This is a genomic window from Klebsiella sp. GN_Kp190 (assembly GCF_040061795.1).
Lineage (GTDB): Bacteria > Pseudomonadota > Gammaproteobacteria > Enterobacterales > Enterobacteriaceae > Klebsiella > Klebsiella michiganensis.
The window spans coordinates 136,008-152,962 of record NZ_JBEAFN010000011.1; the positions used below are offsets into that span (position 1 = coordinate 136,008).

Annotated in this window: 16 protein-coding genes and 1 tRNA gene; 12 read left to right on the plus strand and 5 right to left on the minus strand. The window is 54.7% G+C overall.

The features are described 5' to 3' along the window. Positions 1-4: 4 nt before the first annotated feature. The 5 genes from ABLU67_RS08910 to ABLU67_RS08930 all read left to right on the plus strand — a co-directional run bounded on the left by ABLU67_RS08910 (position 5) and on the right by ABLU67_RS08930 (position 4,869). Complete coding sequence (locus ABLU67_RS08910; RefSeq protein ID WP_004854157.1) at positions 5-598, plus strand: XTP/dITP diphosphatase; 594 nt, start codon at positions 5-7, stop codon at positions 596-598. Then, positions 591-1,727 (plus strand): radical SAM family heme chaperone HemW, encoded by a 1,137-nt coding sequence (gene hemW / locus ABLU67_RS08915; RefSeq protein ID WP_348852256.1) that lies wholly within the window; start codon positions 591-593, stop codon positions 1,725-1,727. Before ABLU67_RS08910 ends, hemW begins: the two co-directional genes overlap by 8 nt. Positions 1,728-2,031: 304 nt before the next feature. Beyond that, a complete protein-coding gene (locus tag ABLU67_RS08920; protein WP_048260421.1) occupies positions 2,032-3,018 on the plus strand; it encodes a TRAP transporter substrate-binding protein in 987 nt (328 codons plus the stop codon). A 46-nt stretch (positions 3,019-3,064) separates the two neighbouring features. After that, positions 3,065-3,568 (plus strand): TRAP transporter small permease, encoded by a 504-nt coding sequence (locus ABLU67_RS08925; RefSeq protein WP_348852275.1) that lies wholly within the window; start codon positions 3,065-3,067, stop codon positions 3,566-3,568. Further along, positions 3,568-4,869 (plus strand): TRAP transporter large permease subunit, encoded by a 1,302-nt coding sequence (locus ABLU67_RS08930; RefSeq protein ID WP_004105725.1) that lies wholly within the window; start codon positions 3,568-3,570, stop codon positions 4,867-4,869. The genes ABLU67_RS08925 and ABLU67_RS08930 overlap by 1 nt, the downstream gene beginning before the upstream one ends. 48 nt (positions 4,870-4,917) lie before the next feature. Here the strand turns inward: ABLU67_RS08930 and ABLU67_RS08935 are convergent, their stop codons facing one another. The 3 genes from ABLU67_RS08935 to trmB are packed head-to-tail and all read right to left on the minus strand — an operon-like array spanning position 4,918 to position 6,733. Then, complete coding sequence (locus ABLU67_RS08935) at positions 4,918-5,637, minus strand: DUF2884 domain-containing protein (RefSeq protein ID WP_009651812.1); 720 nt, start codon at positions 5,635-5,637, stop codon at positions 4,918-4,920. A gap of 50 nt (positions 5,638-5,687) precedes the next feature. After that, positions 5,688-6,014: a YggL family protein gene (locus ABLU67_RS08940; RefSeq protein ID WP_004854168.1), complete on the minus strand. Its 327-nt coding sequence runs from the start codon at positions 6,012-6,014 to the stop codon at positions 5,688-5,690. Beyond that, complete coding sequence (trmB, locus tag ABLU67_RS08945) at positions 6,014-6,733, minus strand: tRNA (guanosine(46)-N7)-methyltransferase TrmB (RefSeq protein WP_004854170.1); 720 nt, start codon at positions 6,731-6,733, stop codon at positions 6,014-6,016. Before trmB ends, ABLU67_RS08940 begins: the two co-directional genes overlap by 1 nt. Positions 6,734-6,869: 136 nt before the next feature. Between trmB and mutY the strand changes: the two genes are divergently transcribed. The 4 genes from mutY to ABLU67_RS08965 all read left to right on the plus strand — a co-directional run bounded on the left by mutY (position 6,870) and on the right by ABLU67_RS08965 (position 10,814). After that, on the plus strand, positions 6,870-7,928 hold the full coding sequence (gene mutY / locus ABLU67_RS08950) for an A/G-specific adenine glycosylase (protein ID WP_109240613.1): 1,059 nt from the start codon (positions 6,870-6,872) through the stop codon (positions 7,926-7,928). Between the two features lie 27 nt (positions 7,929-7,955). Next, a complete protein-coding gene (locus ABLU67_RS08955) occupies positions 7,956-8,231 on the plus strand; it encodes an oxidative damage protection protein (protein ID WP_004854175.1) in 276 nt (91 codons plus the stop codon). A gap of 50 nt (positions 8,232-8,281) precedes the next feature. Beyond that, positions 8,282-9,364 carry a membrane-bound lytic murein transglycosylase MltC gene (gene mltC / locus ABLU67_RS08960; RefSeq protein WP_014226844.1) on the plus strand — a complete coding sequence of 361 codons (1,083 nt, stop codon included), beginning with the start codon at positions 8,282-8,284 and terminating at the stop codon, positions 9,362-9,364. A 193-nt stretch (positions 9,365-9,557) separates the two neighbouring features. Continuing rightward, positions 9,558-10,814, plus strand: a complete 1,257-nt coding sequence (locus ABLU67_RS08965) for a nucleoside permease (protein ID WP_049101233.1) — start codon at positions 9,558-9,560, stop codon at positions 10,812-10,814. 67 nt (positions 10,815-10,881) lie between these two features. Here ABLU67_RS08965 and ABLU67_RS08970 read toward each other — a convergent pair whose 3' ends face one another. Then, positions 10,882-13,020: an ornithine decarboxylase gene (locus ABLU67_RS08970; RefSeq protein ID WP_014226846.1), complete on the minus strand. Its 2,139-nt coding sequence runs from the start codon at positions 13,018-13,020 to the stop codon at positions 10,882-10,884. Positions 13,021-13,457: 437 nt separating this feature from the next. Here ABLU67_RS08970 and ABLU67_RS08975 point away from each other — a divergent pair, with 437 nt between their 5' ends. The 3 genes from ABLU67_RS08975 (at position 13,458) to ABLU67_RS08985 (ending at position 15,812) form a co-directional block, all read left to right on the plus strand. Continuing rightward, a complete protein-coding gene (locus ABLU67_RS08975) occupies positions 13,458-14,174 on the plus strand; it encodes a DUF554 domain-containing protein (RefSeq protein ID WP_004135818.1) in 717 nt (238 codons plus the stop codon). A 105-nt stretch (positions 14,175-14,279) separates the two neighbouring features. Beyond that, positions 14,280-14,355, plus strand: a tRNA-Phe gene (locus tag ABLU67_RS08980). A 545-nt stretch (positions 14,356-14,900) separates the two neighbouring features. After that, on the plus strand, positions 14,901-15,812 hold the full coding sequence (locus tag ABLU67_RS08985) for an alpha/beta hydrolase (protein WP_348852257.1): 912 nt from the start codon (positions 14,901-14,903) through the stop codon (positions 15,810-15,812). Positions 15,813-16,024: 212 nt separating this feature from the next. On the opposite strand, the gene ABLU67_RS08990 is transcribed toward ABLU67_RS08985, so the two are convergent. Then, positions 16,025-16,918 (minus strand): PHP domain-containing protein, encoded by an 894-nt coding sequence (locus ABLU67_RS08990; protein WP_348852258.1) that lies wholly within the window; start codon positions 16,916-16,918, stop codon positions 16,025-16,027. Positions 16,919-16,955: the final 37 nt, after the last annotated feature.

The following is a 16,955-nucleotide window of genomic DNA, read 5'->3' on the forward strand; positions in this document are numbered from 1 at the left end:
TCATATGCAAAAAGTTGTTCTCGCCACCGGCAACCCCGGGAAAGTGCGCGAGCTGGCCTCGCTGCTGGCAGATTTTGGCCTCGATATCGTGGCGCAAACCGAACTGGGCGTGGATTCCGCAGAGGAAACCGGCCTGACCTTTATCGAAAACGCCATTCTGAAAGCGCGTCATGCCGCGCAGATTACCGGCCTCCCGGCCATCGCCGATGACTCAGGTCTGGCCGTTGATGCGTTAGGCGGCGCGCCCGGCATCTATTCCGCTCGCTATTCCGGCGAAGACGCGACCGACCAGCGCAATCTCGAAAAGCTGCTCGATGCGCTGCGCGACGTGCCTGACGATCGGCGCCAGGCGCAATTCCACTGCGTGCTGGTCTATCTGCGCCATGCGGAAGATCCCACCCCGCTGGTTTGCCACGGCAGCTGGCCGGGCATCATCGCTCGCGAAGCCGCAGGCAGCGGCGGCTTTGGTTACGACCCGATATTCTTTGTTCCGACGGAAGGTAAAACCGCAGCGGAGCTGAGCCGTGAAGAAAAGAGCGCCATTTCCCACCGCGGACGCGCGCTCAAACTGTTACTGGAAGCCTTACGTAATGGCTAATTTGCCGCCCCTGAGCCTCTATATTCACATCCCGTGGTGCGTGCAAAAATGCCCGTACTGCGATTTCAACTCGCATGCGTTGAAGGGCGAGGTACCGCACGACGACTACGTTCAGCATCTGCTGAACGATCTGCGGGCCGACGCCCACTATGCGCAGGGACGTGAAATCGGCACTATTTTCATCGGCGGCGGTACGCCGAGCCTGCTCTCAGGCCCGGCGATGCAAACCCTGCTCGACGGCGTGCGGGAAGCTCTTCCCCTGGCGGACAACGCGGAAATCACGATGGAAGCCAACCCCGGCACCGTAGAAGCGGATCGTTTTGTCGAGTATCAGCGCGCGGGTATTAATCGCATCTCCATCGGCGTACAGAGCTTTAGCGAACAGAAGCTCCAGCGTCTCGGGCGCATCCACGGGCCACAGGAAGCCAAACGCGCGGCAAACCTGGCAAGCGGTCTGGGACTGCGCAGCTTTAACCTCGATTTAATGCACGGTCTGCCGGATCAGTCTCTGGAAGAGGCGCTGGACGACCTGCGTCAGGCGATTGCGCTCAATCCGCCGCATCTCTCCTGGTATCAGCTGACCATTGAGCCAAACACCCTGTTTGGCTCGCGTCCGCCGCCCCTGCCGGACGACGATGCGCTGTGGGATATTTATGAGCAGGGGCACAGCCTGCTCAGCGCGGCGGGCTATCAACAATATGAAACCTCCGCCTACGCTAAGCCGGGGTATCAGTGCCAGCATAACCTGAACTACTGGCGCTTTGGCGACTACCTGGGCATTGGCTGCGGCGCGCACGGCAAAGTGACCTTCCCGGACGGGCGCATTCTGCGGACGGCGAAAACCCGCCACCCGCGCGGCTATATGGCAGGCCGTTATCTGGAGCGCCAGCATGATGTGGAAGATGCGGATAAGCCGTTCGAGTTCTTTATGAACCGTTTCCGCCTGCTGGAAGCGGCGCCGCGAGATGAATTCAGCCGCTACACCGGGCTTGATGAGCGTACAATCCGTCCGCAAATCGATGCCGCCATTGCTGAGGGCTATCTGACGGAAGATGAGCGCTGCTGGCAGATTACCGAGCACGGTAAGCTCTTTTTGAACTCCCTTCTCGAATTATTCCTCAGCGAATAAACCTCGCTATGCTTATCCCGTTATAAAAATAACGGGATAATTAATTATTCATTTTTTCCGAAATATCAATATCCCTATTTCCGAATCATCTCAGTTCAACATTTCCAATAAAAATAAATTCACATTCATTTATTAAAAATAAATATAACCTACCGCACAAAAATACGTATTTGATCGCCTGATTGCGAAAAAGTGTGAGTCAGACAGCTTAAAGATGTACGACAACAAGGATAATATGTCATACAGAAACAAAGAATACCCCTTAAGATATTGACCAATTACCCTAAGTGCATGGAGCCGACTCATGAAAAAACTCTCTTTTTCTCGTTCTCTGGCGTGTGTATCTCTGCTTGCCCTGCTCGCTTCCGGCGCCAGCGCAGCTGAAAAAGTCACGTTAAAACTGGCACATAACCTCGAACGTAGCCACGTTGTCCATCAGGCCTTTGAGGCGATGTCCAAAGAGGTTAACCAACTTTCCAACGGTGATATGAAGATTCGTATATATCCCAGTAGCCAGATGGGCAGCGCGCGCGAAACGATGGAGCTATTACAAAACGGCGCGCTGGATATGACCAAAGGTTCCGCCAGCGATCTGGAATCATTCGATAACGTCTACGCGATATATAATTTACCGTTCCTGTTTAAAGATCAGAATCACTTCAATAAAGTCGTCTTTGGTGACGTGGGCAAGGAAATTATGGAGTCCACGAAAGATAAAGGATTCTTTGCGCTTTCCGCCTATGTTGCCGGGACCCGCAGTTTTTACGCCAAAAAGCCCATCACTAAACCGGAAGATTTAAAAGGATTGAAGATCCGCGTCCAGGCCAGCCCGACAACCTTAAAAATGGTCGAATTAATGGGCGGTTCGCCAACCCCTATTTCCTTTGGTGAAGTTTATACTGCCATGCAGCAGGGCGTGGTGGATGGCGCGGAGAACAACGTGCCTTCCTGGGTGCAAACGCGCCATATCGAAATCGCGAAAGTGTTCTCAGAAGATGAACATGCCTCCATCCCGGATTTCCTCGTTATCTCCAGTAAAACCTGGGACAAACTGACGCCGGATCAGCAGCAAATCCTGATCAAGGCGGCGAAAGCTTCCGAAGCGTATCAGCAAAAACTGTGGGACAAGATCGACGCCGACACCCGCGCGCAGGCCAAAGCCATGGGCGGCGAAATTATCAAAGTGGATAAAGCGCCGTTCCGCGCCGCCGTGCAGCCACTGTTTGATGACTTCAAAAAAGATCCGAAGCAGGCCTCTCTACTGGCCAAATTTGAAGCTGCCGCCGAATAACACTTAGCGGGCCAGCCGCTGGCCCGCTTTCATCGGGAAAACAATGATGATACTTAACCGCATAAAGCTGGCGGTGGACCGCACGATCGCCGCATTCTCCGTCGCCGTTATGATTGCGCTGGTTGTTTGCGTCGTCTGGCAGGTGTTCAGCCGCTACATACTCAACCAGCCCAGCACCCTGACCGACGAGCTGGCGCGCTTTTTGATGATCTGGGTCGGGCTACTGGGTGCGGCATATACCGTCGGCGCCCAGCGTCATCTGGCTATCGACTTACTGGCGATGACGCTCCCTCCCCGCAGGCAGGCGCTGCTCAGCGTCATCATTAATCTGCTGATCTTTATTTTTGCCGGATCGGTGATTGTGACCGGCGGCGTGAAGCTGATTGAAAAAACGCTGTCGACCTCCCAGGTCTCAGCGGCAATGCAGATCCCCATGGGCTACGTCTATCTGATCCTGCCGTTAACCGGCCTCATTATGATGTTTTACGCAGTATGTTTTATCAGCAACGGGCTAAAAAACATGAAGCACGCTGAAGCGGGGGCAAATTAATGGACAGCTATATCGCACTGATGCTATTTGGCTCTTTCTTTATTCTGGTTTTTATTGGCGTACCTATCTCCTTCTCCATCGGCATCGCCACCGTCGGTTCAATGCTGCTGATGTTCCCGTGGGATATCGCGGTGATTACCGTTTCTCAGCGCCTCGCGAACGGCCTCGATAACTTCGCCCTGCTGGCCATTCCCTTCTTTATCTTTGCCGGTACGCTGATGAACAGCGGCGGGATTGCCATACGCTTAATCAATCTGGCTCAGGTGATGGTCGGACGCGTACCGGGCTCTCTGGGCCACGTCAACGTGCTGGCAAACATGATGTTCGGCTCGATTTCAGGCTCGGCGGTCGCCGCCGCCGCCGCGGTAGGGGGCACGCTGAACCCCATTCAGACCCAGAAAGGCTACGATCCGGCTTTCTCCACGGCGGTGAACGTCTCGTCGTGCATCACGGGCCTGCTTATTCCGCCGTCAAACGTGCTGATCGTCTTTTCCCTGACGGCGGGCGGCGTGTCGGTCGCGTCGCTGTTTATGGCCGGCTATCTGCCGGGCATTCTGATGGGCCTGGCTATTATGGTGGTCTGTGCCGTCATTGCTAAACGTCGCGGCTATCCGGTTTCTGAACGCCCCACCTGCGCCCAGGCGGCAAAAGCGTTTTTCGACGCCCTGCCCAGCCTGCTGCTGGTGATTATTGTGATGGGCGGGATCCTCGGCGGCATTTTTACCGCTACCGAAGCGTCGGCTATCGCCGTGGTCTACACCTTTATCCTGTCGGTGCTCATTTATCGGGAAGTGAAATGGCGCGATCTGCCGAAGCTGATCCTTGAATCGGTGGTGATGACCTCTATCGTGCTGCTGCTGATCGGCTTTTCCGTCGGCATGTCGTGGGCGATGACCAACGCCGACATTCCCTACATGATAAGCGATGCGCTAATGGGGGTGTCAGAAAACCCGGTGGTGATTCTGCTGCTGATTAATATCGTGCTGTTAATCGTTGGGATCTTTATGGACATGACCCCGGCGGTGCTGATTTTCACGCCGATATTCCTGCCCATCGCGCAGGATTTAGGGATGGACCCGGTGCATTTCGGCATCATGATGGTCGCCAACCTGTGCATCGGTCTGCTGACGCCGCCGGTAGGCAGCGCGCTGTTCGTTGGCTGCTCCATTTCCGGCGTTAAAATTCAGCAGCTCATCAAACCGCTGCTACCGTTCTACGCCGCCCTGCTGATCGCGCTGATGATGATTGTCTATATCCCGCAGATCTCGCTGTTTATTCCGCAGCTGCTGGGGCTTATGTGATCGACTGACCATAATCGCTACCTGCGGGCGCAGGTAGCGAAATAAAACTTACTTTAACGACCCCACCAGCGCTTTGCGGCTCTCCTCAAGGGAGACCACGCGGCTGCAGACATCCTTACCAAACTGCTGGAAATCGGCTTCCTGGTTTTTCCATTCATCCTGAATGGCCGTTTGCAGGCCGCCAAGGCTGCCGAGGATCCCCTGCAGCGGGTTACCGCCGCCTTTAAGAACCGCCTTCGCCCCCATCTCGTTGATGCTATCCTGCAGAATGCCGCCCATCGCCTGATTTACCAGCTGCTGGCCGTCGGCGCGCACCTGATCGATGGCTTTATAGTGGAAGGTCAGGCCATCGTTACGATGTTCAATTATGCGGCTCATTTGCGCTTTCAGCTGCGCATCAAGCTTGGTCAGGCGGCTATGCATGCTGCTGCTGGCCCCCACCTGTTCGGTAATAATTTTATCCAGCGCGGCGCGGCCTTTTTCTACCCGCGTGCGGGCGCCTTCATCAATCCACGGCAGGCTGCTGCGCAGGCCAGCCTGATAGTCCTGAGCCTGCTCGCGCTGAGCGGCGTTCAGGGAATACGCTTTACCGTTAAAGGTCAGGTTGCCGTCCGGCTTAATCACCAGATCGCCGTTTTCGCCTTTTACCTGCACCTGCTGCGGGCTGAGGATGACATCGTCACGCGGCGTGACGCTACACTGGTAGTCCGCATGCGCGGACAAAGCGGTGACGGAAAGCGCCAATGCCAACAGCGTTTTGCGCATCATTTAACTCCCTTCAGACAAAACGGGCCGGCAGTTGCCGACCCTTGTCAAACTTAGTCCCACCAGATATCAAAAAGTTCGCTGGTGCGTACATCGGCAAGCCCGCGGTCTTCCAGCCATTTACGTACGATGGCCTGGTGTTCCTCGGTGCATTTGCCGATTTCCTGCAGGCAGATCAGGCCTTCCCAGGAAAGATAACCGCTGCCGTCAAAGGCCAGCTTATTAGGCTCAATCACTTCATCAATCAGATCGTTAACGGTCTGGTCGATCTGCTCTTCGCTGGTTCCATCCGCGAAACGCCACGCGACGGAAAAACCCACTTCCTGAAACTCGTCGATATGCATTTTTTTACGCAGACGACGGCTACGATTCGTTGCCATTATTTCACCCTCTCGAACATTAAGTCCCATACGCCGTGGCCAAGACGATGGCCACGCTGTTCAAATTTGGTTACCGGGCGCGATTCCGGGCGCGGCACATAGTCGTTGCTTTCAGACCGGTTACGATACCCTTCAAGCGAGGACATCACTTCCAACATATGCTCGGCATATTGCTCCCAGTCGGTCGCCATATGGAAGACGCCGCCCAGCTTCAGTTTACTTTTCACCAGTTCGGCAAAAGGCGGCTGAACGATACGGCGCTTATTATGACGCGCTTTGTGCCACGGGTCAGGGAAAAACAGCTGCACCATGCTTAGGGAGTTATCCGGAATCATCGTATGCAGCACTTCCACCGCATCGTGGCACATGACGCGCAGGTTCTGCACGCCCTCTTCTTCGGCGGACGCCAGGCAGGCGCCGACGCCCGGCGAGTGCACTTCAATGCCGAGGAAATTCTGCTGCGGCTTCTCTTTCGCCATCGCCACCAGCGAAGCGCCCATACCGAAACCGATCTCCAGCGTGACCGGCGCCTCACGGCCAAACAGCGCGGCGAAATCGAGCGGCGCATCGTTAAATTCAACGCCCATCACCGGCCAAATATTGTCCAGCGCGTGCTGCTGACCTTTGGTCAGGCGGCCCTGACGACGGACGAAGCTGCGAATACGGCGCAGCGGACGGCCGTTTTCATCGAATTCCGGAGATATGACGTCGTTTTTCATAAAAGTTAAGTCTGCTTGTGAGAGTGTTCGGAAAACGGGCATTATCCAAAGTTACCCGGCGGATGCAAGGGTTTACAGCCTCTCGCCCTTGTGCTGCAATCTGCCACCTTATAATCGCTATCCCGGAGCCGTAGCTTTGACTTTTCCCGCCGCGCAATTTTCAGCCCAGGTGCTGGACTGGTACGACAAATACGGGCGTAAAACCCTGCCCTGGCAAATCGGCAAGACGCCCTACAAAGTATGGCTCTCCGAGGTGATGTTGCAACAAACACAAGTGGCGACAGTCATCCCCTATTTTGAACGCTTTATGGCGCGTTTCCCAACGATTACCGACCTGGCGAACGCGCCCCTCGATGAAGTCCTGCATCTGTGGACCGGACTTGGCTATTACGCCCGCGCGCGCAATTTACATAAAGCGGCGCAGCAGGTGGCCACCCTGCACGACGGCAAATTCCCGCAGACCTTCGATGAAGTCGCCGCGCTGCCGGGCGTGGGCCGCTCTACCGCCGGCGCGATTTTATCCCTTTCTCTCGGTCAGCATTATCCGATTCTCGACGGTAACGTGAAGCGCGTGCTCGCGCGCTGCTATGCTGTCAGCGGTTGGCCGGGGAAAAAAGAGGTTGAGAAACGCCTGTGGGAGATCGCCGAGGACGTCACGCCGGCCAAAGGCGTCGAGCGTTTTAACCAGGCCATGATGGACCTCGGGGCGATGGTGTGTACCCGCTCGAAACCAAAATGCGAGCTCTGTCCGCTGAATAACGGCTGCGTGGCCTACGCAAATCATTCATGGGCTCAATACCCAAGCAAAAAACCGAAACAGACGATCCCCGAGCGTACCGGCTATTTCCTGCTGATGCAGCACGGCGACGAGGTGTTCCTCTCCCAGCGCCCGCCGGTGGGCTTATGGGGCGGTTTGTTCTGCTTCCCGCAGTTTGAGGATGAAGATGCGCTGCGGGCGTGGCTGGCCCAGCGTCAGATTAAGACCGATAATCTGACGCAATTAACCGCGTTCCGCCACACTTTCAGCCATTTCCATCTGGATATTGTGCCGATGTGGCTTACAGTGCACTCATCCGGCGCATGCATGGATGAAGGGGGCGCACTCTGGTATAACTTAGCGCAGCCGCCGTCCGTCGGTCTGGCGGCTCCCGTGGAGCGCTTGTTGCAACAGTTAAAAGCCGGAGCACCGGTTTAGCTTTCTGGCGATTAAAGAGGATTAAGAATGAGCAGAACGATTTTTTGTACTTTCCTGCAGCGTGAAGCCGAGGGCCAGGATTTTCAGCTGTACCCGGGCGAGCTGGGCAAACGCATCTATAACGAAATCTCCAAAGAAGCCTGGGCCCAGTGGCAGCATAAGCAGACGATGCTGATCAACGAGAAAAAACTCAGCATGATGAACCCGGAGCATCGCAAACTGCTGGAGCAGGAGATGGTTCAGTTCCTGTTTGAAGGTAAAGACGTGCACATCGAAGGCTACACGCCGCCAGAAAAACAGTAAGGGCCTGACGGCCCTTTACAACAATAAACACAACACGCACTCCCGGAATGATGAAAAAATACTTAGCGCTAGCGCTGATTGCGCCTTTGCTCGTTTCGTGTTCCAGCTCAACCAAAAAAGGCGCCGAGTACAACGAGGCGTGGGTAAAGGACACCAACGGCTTTGACATTCTGATGGGCCAGTTCGCCCATAACATCGAGAATATTTGGGGTTATAACGAAGTTCTGCTCGCCGGGCCGAAGGACTACGTCAAATACACCGACCAGTATCAGACCCGTAGCCATATCAACTTTGATGCGGGGACGATTACCGTCGAAACCATCGCCGGCACCGACCCGGCCGGGCGCCTGCGCCAGGCGATTATTAAAACCCTGCTGATGGGCGACGACCCGAACTCCATCGACCTCTATTCCGACGTCGATGATATTCAGATTTCAAAAGAGCCGTTCCTGTACGGTCAGGTGGTGGATAACACCGGCGAGTCGATTCGCTGGGAGTGGCGCGCCTCGCGCTTCGCCGACTATCTGCTGCAAACGCGCCTGAAAAGCCGCAGCAACGGCCCGCGCATGATCTACAGCATCACCATCAACCTGGTGCCGAACCACCTCGACAAACGCGCGCATAAATACATTGGCATGGTCCGTCAGGCATCGCGCAAATACGGCGTTGATGAATCGCTGATCCTGGCAATTATGCAAACCGAATCTTCCTTTAACCCCTATGCGGTCAGCCACGCCGACGCGCTGGGGCTGATGCAGGTGGTGCAGCACAGCGCCGGGAAGGACGTGTTCCGTTCGCAGGGCAAATCAGGCCTGCCGAGCCGCAGCTATCTGTTCGATCCGGTCAATAACATCGACACCGGCACCGCCTATCTGGCGATGCTGAACAACGTCTATTTGTCCGGCATCACCAACCCGACCTCGCGTCGCTATGCGGTCATCACCGCCTATAACGGCGGCGCGGGCAGCGTGCTGCGGGTCTTCTCCAGCGATAAGGTTCAGGCAGCGAATATCATCAACAACATGACGCCGGGAGATGTTTATCAGACCATCACCAGCCGTCACCCCTCCGCCGAGTCGCGTCGTTATCTGTATAAGGTTAACTCGGCGCAGAAAGGCTACCGCCGCAGGTAATCCCCCTTCAGCGCCCCTGTTTCCTCCGGGGCGCCTTCCTTCTGCTATACACAATAGAGTTGCGCAACTGTTTTGCGATTTTCTGCGGCAGTTAACAAAAGCATCCATCGCATAAATGATAGAATCCAACCAAAATAACGCCATAAATGTTATTTAAAACACAAAACAATTCTATATCCGTGAGGATCAAAACATGAATCTTAAGCTGCAGCTCAAAGTACTGTCGTTCCTGCAGTTCTGCCTCTGGGGAAGCTGGCTGACCACGCTCGGCTCGTATATGTTCGTCACCCTCAAGTTCGACGGTGCGGCCATCGGAGCGGTCTATAGCTCACTCGGTATCGCCGCGGTGTTTATGCCGACGCTGCTCGGTATCGTTGCCGATAAATGGATCAGCGCCAAGTGGGTTTATGCCATTTGCCATCTGGTCGGCGCGCTGACGCTGTGGCTCGCCGCCCAGGTCACCACGCCGGGGGAAATGTTCCTCGTCATCCTGCTCAACTCGCTGGCCTATATGCCAACGCTGGGGCTGATTAACACCATTTCGTACTACCGCCTGCAGTCTGCGGATATGGATATCGTGACCGATTTCCCGCCGATTCGTATCTGGGGCACCATTGGTTTTATCCTCGCCATGTGGGGCGTCAGCTTCTCCGGCTTTGAACTGAGCCATATGCAGCTCTATATCGGCGCGGCGCTCTCCTTGCTGCTGGTGCTCTTCACCCTGACGCTGCCGCATATTCCGGTGGCCAATCAGCAGAAAAACCAGAGCTGGACCGCCATGCTGGGCCTTGATGCCTTCGCGCTGTTTAAAAACAAACGTATGGCGATCTTCTTTATTTTCTCGATGATGCTGGGCGCCGAACTGCAAATCACCAATATGTTCGGCAACACCTTCCTGCACAGCTTTGATAAAGATCCGCTGTTCGCCAGCAGCTTTATCGTGCAGCACGCCTCGGTGATGATGTCGATTTCGCAGATCTCGGAAACCCTGTTCATCCTGACCATCCCGTTCTTCCTCAGCCGCTACGGCATCAAAAACGTGATGCTGATTAGTATCGTGGCGTGGATGCTGCGCTTCGGCCTGTTCGCTTACGGCGACCCGACCCCGTTCGGCACCGTGCTACTGGTGCTGTCGATGATCGTTTATGGCTGCGCCTTCGACTTCTTCAACATCTCGGGTTCGGTGTTTGTGGAAAAAGAGGTTCGCCCGGAAATCCGCGCCAGCGCGCAGGGGATGTTCCTGATGATGACCAACGGCTTCGGCTGCATACTTGGCGGGATGGTAAGCGGCAAAGTGGTGGAGCACTTCACCCTCGAAGGGATTACCGACTGGCAAACCGTGTGGCTGATTTTCGCCGGCTATTCGCTGGTTCTGGCTTTTGCCTTTGTGGCGCTGTTTAAGTACAAGCACGTCCGCGTACCAACCGGGGCGCAGACCGTCGCACATTAAATAAACGGCTTACCCCAGATTTACGAATAAAAAAACGCGCCCCGGTGTTATCAACGGGGCGCGTTTTTTATGCTTTCAGCACATAGCCATATAGCCGCTTAATGCCGTCAGGGTCCGTTTCGCTGTAGACCCCCTGGAGCTCCGGCGAGAAGCCCGGCAGCATATTGACGCCTTCCTCCAGCGCCAGAAAATAGCGCAGCACCGCCCCGCCCCAGATTTCGCCAGGCACGACGCACAGCACGCCCGGTGGATACGGCAGCGCGCCCTCCGCCGCAATGCGCCCTTCGGCTTCGCTTAAGCGCACCAGTTCAACGTTACCGCGAATAAACTCGCGGTTGGCGTCCTGCGGGTTCATCACCGCGCGCGGGAAGCTCCTCTTGCGGAACATCTCTTTTTGCAAATCCTTCACGTCAAAGCTGACGTACAGGTTATGCATTTCCTGGCACAGCTCGCGGATGGTGTAATCCCGATAGCGCACCGGATATTTATTAAAGATGGTCGGCAGAACGTCGGCCAGCGGGGTGTCGGATTCAATATGCTGCTCAAACTGGGCGAGCATCGCCACCAGCTGCGCCAGCTTCTCGGCGCTCTCTGCGGGCGTCAGCAGGAACAGAATGGAGTTCAGATCGCACTTCTCCGGCACGATGCCGTTTTCGCGCAGGTAGTGGGCCAGAATGGTCGCCGGGATACCAAAATCGGTATATTTTCCGCTCTCCGCATCGATCCCCGGCGTCGTCAGCAGCAGTTTACAGGGGTCAACGAAATACTGATCGCTGGCATAGCCTTCGAAGCCGTGCCAGCGCGCGCCCGGCTCAAAGCTAAAGAAGCGCCGTTCGCGGGCGATGGCTTCAGTGGGGTGATCCTGCCACGGACGCCCCGCCACCACCGGTGGAATAAACGGCTGGATCATTTTGCAGTTGGCGATAATCGCCTTGCGCGCTTCGATACCCAGCGCCACGCACTCCGCCCACAGGCGGCGCCCGCTCTCTCCTTCGTGAATTTTGGCATTCACGTCCAGAGCGGCGAACAGCGGATAAAACGGGCTGGTCGAGGCGTGCAGCATAAAGGCGTTGTTGAGCCGCTTATGCGGGCAAAAACGTTCCTGTCCGCGCAGGTGGTTATCTTTTTTATGGATCTGCGACGTTTGCGAAAAACCGGCCTGCTGTTTGTGCACCGACTGAGTGACAAAAATGCCCGGGTCGTCCGGCGTCAGGTCCAGCAGCAGCGGCGAACAGTCGGCCATCATCGGGATAAACTGCTCGTAGCCGACCCAGGCCGAGTCAAACAGGATGTAGTCGCACAGACCGCCGATTTTATCGACCACCTGGCGGGCGTTGTACACCGTCCCATCATAAGTACCGAGCTGAATCACCGCCAGGCGGAACGGGCGCGGCGCATCGGCTTTTTCCGGCGCCGTCTCGCGTATCAGTTCGCGCAGGTATTTCTCATCGAAGCAGCGATCGTCGATACCGCCAATAAAACCGAACGGATTGCGCGACGCTTCGAGATAAACCGGCGTTGCGCCGGCCTGAATCAGCGCGCCATGATGATTGGATTTATGGTTGTTACGGTCAAACAGTACCAGATCGCCGCGCGTCAGCAGCGCGTTGGTCACCACTTTGTTCGCCGCAGAGGTGCCGTTAAGGACGAAGTAGGTTTTATCGGCGTTGAAGACCTTCGCCGCAAACTTCTGCGCGTGTTTGGCAGACCCTTCATGAATCAGCAGATCGCCAAGCTTAACGTCGGCGTTGCACATGTCGGCGCGAAAGACGTTTTCACCAAAGAAGTCGAAAAACTGCCGTCCCGCCGGATGCTTCTTAAAGAAGGCGCCGTGCTGATGGCCCGGGCACGCGAAGGTGCTGTTATCCATCTCAACGTATTGGGTCAGCGTATCGAAGAACGGCGGCAGCAGGTTCTCTTCATAGCCGCAGGCGGCGGCTTCCAGTTCGAGCCACTCCTGCTCTTTGCCGCTAACGATGGCCGTCACGCCTTCTGGTTTTTCGTGGTCAGCGTCACTGAACAGATAAACCGGCAGGTTGAACCCGGTGCGTTTCAGTAACGCAAGGATGCCGCTGCGGCTGTCCGCTACGGTAATGACGACTGCCGCCACATCGGTAAAATCTGTACTGTCCAGGGCCACCACGCGACGGTGGGTGGACAGGCGGGATACCAGCTCGCGGCTGGCGGCAATGTGCATTGATTTCATGAGCGCGAATACCCGTTTCCGGAGAGTAAAAGGCTTCGGCCAGGGCGTCTGGGCTCTGGCCAACGAAATGTCAGGGTCTGGCTGGATCCCAGCTCCGACCGCCAGACATCAGTAAAAGCAGACCGCGTCCGATCTTACTGTTGTCCTGCAGTGAGCCTGCGTTACGCTCACCGCATGGTGGGCAGAAGTTGCAGTGTAAGGGTAGCAAGACGAGGCTGCCTGCGCATCTGTACGCAGCGGCAACGGCGATGTAGCGGCGATGTCGTCATCACGGCGGCCTCATTCAGGAGAGGAGAAAATTCGCGCAATCATGTCACCTTTAAATCTACCGCGCAAGATGAATTACGTATGCAGCCATACCACGGATGCGCAAGCCTTTTGGCCCGTTTAGCGTCATAATAATGCAGTCATTAGGGATAATTAACAGGAGTCATGCTGTGGTTACAGGGCCATTTATTAACGCCGGCGCGGTCCTTTTGGGCGGCGTACTCGGCGCACTCTTAAGTCAAAGATTGCCGGAACGGATTCGTACATCAATGACCTCTATTTTTGGCCTCGCGTCGCTGGGCATCGGCATTCTGCTGGTGATCAAATGCGCCAACCTGCCGGTGATGGTGCTTTCAACGCTGGTGGGCGCGCTGCTCGGCGAAGTGTGCAACATGGAGAAAGGCATTAATACGCTGGTCAGTAAGCTCCAGCAGCTGCTTTCGCCCAAAAAGGGGCAGAAAAAGGTCTCAGCGCATGAGTCCTATATTCAAAGCTACGTCGCGATAATCGTGCTGTTCTGCGCCAGCGGAACCGGGATTTTCGGCGCGATGCGCGAAGGAATGACCGGCGACGCCAGCATTCTTATTGCCAAAGCGTTTCTCGACTTCTTTACCGCCACTATCTTCGCCTGCACCCTGGGGCTGGCCGTCTCGGCCATTTGCGTACCGATGCTGGCCATCCAGCTGGCGCTGGCGGCCTGCGCGTCGCTAATTATGCCGTTAACCACGCCGATGATGATGGCGGATTTCACCGCCGTCGGCGGTATGCTGCTGGTCGCGACCGGTCTGCGCATCTGCGGAATTAAAATGTTCGCCGTGGTGAATATGCTGCCGGCCCTGGTGCTGGCGATGCCGATTTCAGTGGCCTGGACGGCGTTTTTCGCCTGAAGATGCGTGCTTTTGACGCAATGTGGTGATAGATTGTTCAGTCTGCTGCGAAACAGATAAATTTCGTTGACGAGGTGCGGTGAATCAGGTTTAATGCGCCCCGTTGCCCGGATAGCTCAGTCGGTAGAGCAGGGGATTGAAAATCCCCGTGTCCTTGGTTCGATTCCGAGTCCGGGCACCACTATTTAAAGAACCCGCCCAAAAGGCGGGTTTTTGCTTTTCTGCGACCGGACTCTCAATCGAACTGCGTTCGATTATTCGCCGCACGGCGGCTCACCCCTTCGGGGCCAGCGCGACAAGCGCGCTGTTCAACGCCTGCGGCGTTAGTCCGAGTCCGGGCACCACTATTTAAAGAACCCGCCCAAAAGGCGGGTTTTTGCTTTTGGGGAACTAGCACTAGCTTCCCGTCAAAGTCCCCTTCCCCTCTCCGCCAGAAAAAATTCATTGCCAGGGATTTTGCCTGCCCCACGCCCTCTCGTATCAATTGCCCGATCGCAGGTCCGCTTGTTTTGCGGGAAAACCCTTATCACCAGCGTCGTTGAAAAAGTAAGCTATTTGTCAGTTAGTAGATAAAGATAAAAAAAAACTGAACAATTTTAATAAACTTATAATGTGGCGTATTTCTCAGATTGTTTATGAATGAGTAAATAAATTAATGCCAATTAAAATGCAAAAAAGCACTACCGACAATTATTATTTCTGGCGTAAGCAGCAAAAGGAATGAACATGCTGAGTAACGGAGCAAAAGATTATAAAGCGAAACTGTTTGAAAATCATGATGAGAATATTCATTTTCTTTTGCATACTCCACTCTCCATTCAGCGCCAGGTCTGGGAGTCTGCAGCCATAAAGGCAACGCTACCTGCGGGTGTATGTATCGAAACTGTTAACGATACAGAGGTGACCGCGGAGTGGATTTCATATCCCGATTCGATAAATACCAGGATTATTCTCTATTTCCACGGAGGTGGAAATTCTCAGGGTTCGTGTCTGACTCACAGAAAACTCGCTGCCTATCTCGCACAATATTCTGGTTGCCGAACTCTGGTACTGGAATATCCTCTGGCGCCAGAAAATCGATTTCCTGCGGCCTTATTAAATTGTCATCAGGCCTATTTATGGCTGCTTGCTAATGGTTATTCAGCAGAGGACATTATCCTCGCGGGAGACTCCAGTGGTGGTGGTCTGGTCATGTCGCTTTTACTCTTGTTAAAACAGCATCAAGATCCTTTGCCGGACTCGTCTGTTCTGCTATCACCCATGTTGGATTTCACACTTTCAGGTAAGAGCATAACGCTGTGTAAGGATCTTGATCCGCTGCTTTGCATAGAAGACCTGATAATGACCGTGAAATACTACTGTTCGGACAGTGAACGAAGCGATCCTCTTGTCTCTCCCCTGTTTGGTGATTTGTCTGGACTTCCTCCCGTATTTATTCAGGTGGGAAGCGAGGAGTTATTGCGCGATGATGCATTACGCCTCTCCCGATATGCTAAAAAGGCTGGGATGCAAGTTGAGCTTGAGATATGGGACGGGCTCTGGCATGTATTTCAGTCATCGGTGGGAAAGATACCTGAAGCGGATGAGGCCTTACAAGCCGTAGCTAAATTTATCCGAAGCAGAGAGTCATTGCCGTGAAACGTGGCTCTCAACGATACTATGCGCCCCCATAAAATATACGCGATTTTGTGACTCTCTATTTAGAGGCACAACGAAAGTGGTCCATCTCTTTCTCTGACTGACAGCAGATACCTCTTCCTGTGCCTCTTTTCCTGCCCGATAATACCTCTATGCATAATCAATTGTCCTTGTTATTTAATAACTCGCCCAGAGCCGGTAGATTTCAGGCGTCAATAAAGATCAGCCTGCTCGAGGATTTCCAGGGTTTTCGGTAGCGCGTCACGCCATGGTCTACAGTCGCCAGGCTTAATGTTGGGTTTGTTTTTACCATGAAAGTCACTGCCGCAGGTCGCCAGCAGCGATTTATCCAGCGTGTAGTGATAAAGTTCGCGACATAGCTCCTCATCATGATAGCTGGAGAACACTTCCACGCCGCGTACGCCAAGCGGCAACATCTGTTCAATCACCGCCAGCGGCTTTTCCTTCACGTTAGCGCCGATATGCGCAATGACCGGAATGCCGCCGTTGTCGATTATCAGCGCCGCCATCTCCGCCATCGGCGGCAATTCCACCGTCACCTGGCAGGGTTTGCCTCGGCCAAAAAAGTCCCAGAAAAAATTAATTAACGGCATATCGCTGCGCGCATTCCCCGCGCGGTAAGGCAGTAGCAGATCATGATTCAGGTTGCGCGCATCCTCTAAAATAAGTTCTGCCATCTCCTCTTCCTGCGGGACCCGATCGCCGGCTATGGTATACAGGCGATCTTCATCAAGCTGGAACCCCAGCGCCCGCAGTTTCTCCAGCTTTAGCGGCGTCGCGGCAGTTTCCAGACGATGGAAGTTGTGTTCGACGGCGTCAAAATCCCGGCTGTCTCGACGAAAACCGTAGCCCAGCAGATGATAATTATTGCCCGCAAACGCGCAGTCGATTTCAATCCCGGTCATCACGCTTACGCTATTTGCTCTGCCATAGCGAATAGACTCCTCAACGGATCGCGCCGAGTTGTGATCGGTTATCGCCAGGGCCGCAAGATTCGCCGCTTTAGCTATGGTAAGCAGATCGCTGACCGGGAAATCGGCATCGTTGCTATATGCCGAATGCATGTGCAAGTCGATTAATTTCATGACTTCTCCTTAAAGAGTTTTAACATTACGCCGCTAA

Coding starts and splice junctions, on each gene's coding strand:
- ABLU67_RS08910 (WP_004854157.1), top strand. CDS start 5: ATGCAAAAAGTTGTTCTCGCCACCGGCAACCCCGGGAAAGTGCGCGAG.
- hemW (WP_348852256.1), top strand. CDS start 591: ATGGCTAATTTGCCGCCCCTGAGCCTCTATATTCACATCCCGTGGTGC.
- ABLU67_RS08920 (WP_048260421.1), top strand. CDS start 2,032: ATGAAAAAACTCTCTTTTTCTCGTTCTCTGGCGTGTGTATCTCTGCTT.
- ABLU67_RS08925 (WP_348852275.1), top strand. CDS start 3,065: ATGATACTTAACCGCATAAAGCTGGCGGTGGACCGCACGATCGCCGCA.
- ABLU67_RS08930 (WP_004105725.1), top strand. CDS start 3,568: ATGGACAGCTATATCGCACTGATGCTATTTGGCTCTTTCTTTATTCTG.
- ABLU67_RS08935 (WP_009651812.1), bottom strand. CDS start 5,637: ATGATGCGCAAAACGCTGTTGGCATTGGCGCTTTCCGTCACCGCTTTG.
- ABLU67_RS08940 (WP_004854168.1), bottom strand. CDS start 6,014: ATGGCAACGAATCGTAGCCGTCGTCTGCGTAAAAAAATGCATATCGAC.
- trmB (WP_004854170.1), bottom strand. CDS start 6,733: ATGAAAAACGACGTCATATCTCCGGAATTCGATGAAAACGGCCGTCCG.
- ABLU67_RS08955 (WP_004854175.1), top strand. CDS start 7,956: ATGAGCAGAACGATTTTTTGTACTTTCCTGCAGCGTGAAGCCGAGGGC.
- mltC (WP_014226844.1), top strand. CDS start 8,282: ATGAAAAAATACTTAGCGCTAGCGCTGATTGCGCCTTTGCTCGTTTCG.
- ABLU67_RS08965 (WP_049101233.1), top strand. CDS start 9,558: ATGAATCTTAAGCTGCAGCTCAAAGTACTGTCGTTCCTGCAGTTCTGC.
- ABLU67_RS08970 (WP_014226846.1), bottom strand. CDS start 13,020: ATGAAATCAATGCACATTGCCGCCAGCCGCGAGCTGGTATCCCGCCTG.
- ABLU67_RS08985 (WP_348852257.1), top strand. CDS start 14,901: ATGCTGAGTAACGGAGCAAAAGATTATAAAGCGAAACTGTTTGAAAAT.
- ABLU67_RS08990 (WP_348852258.1), bottom strand. CDS start 16,918: ATGAAATTAATCGACTTGCACATGCATTCGGCATATAGCAACGATGCC.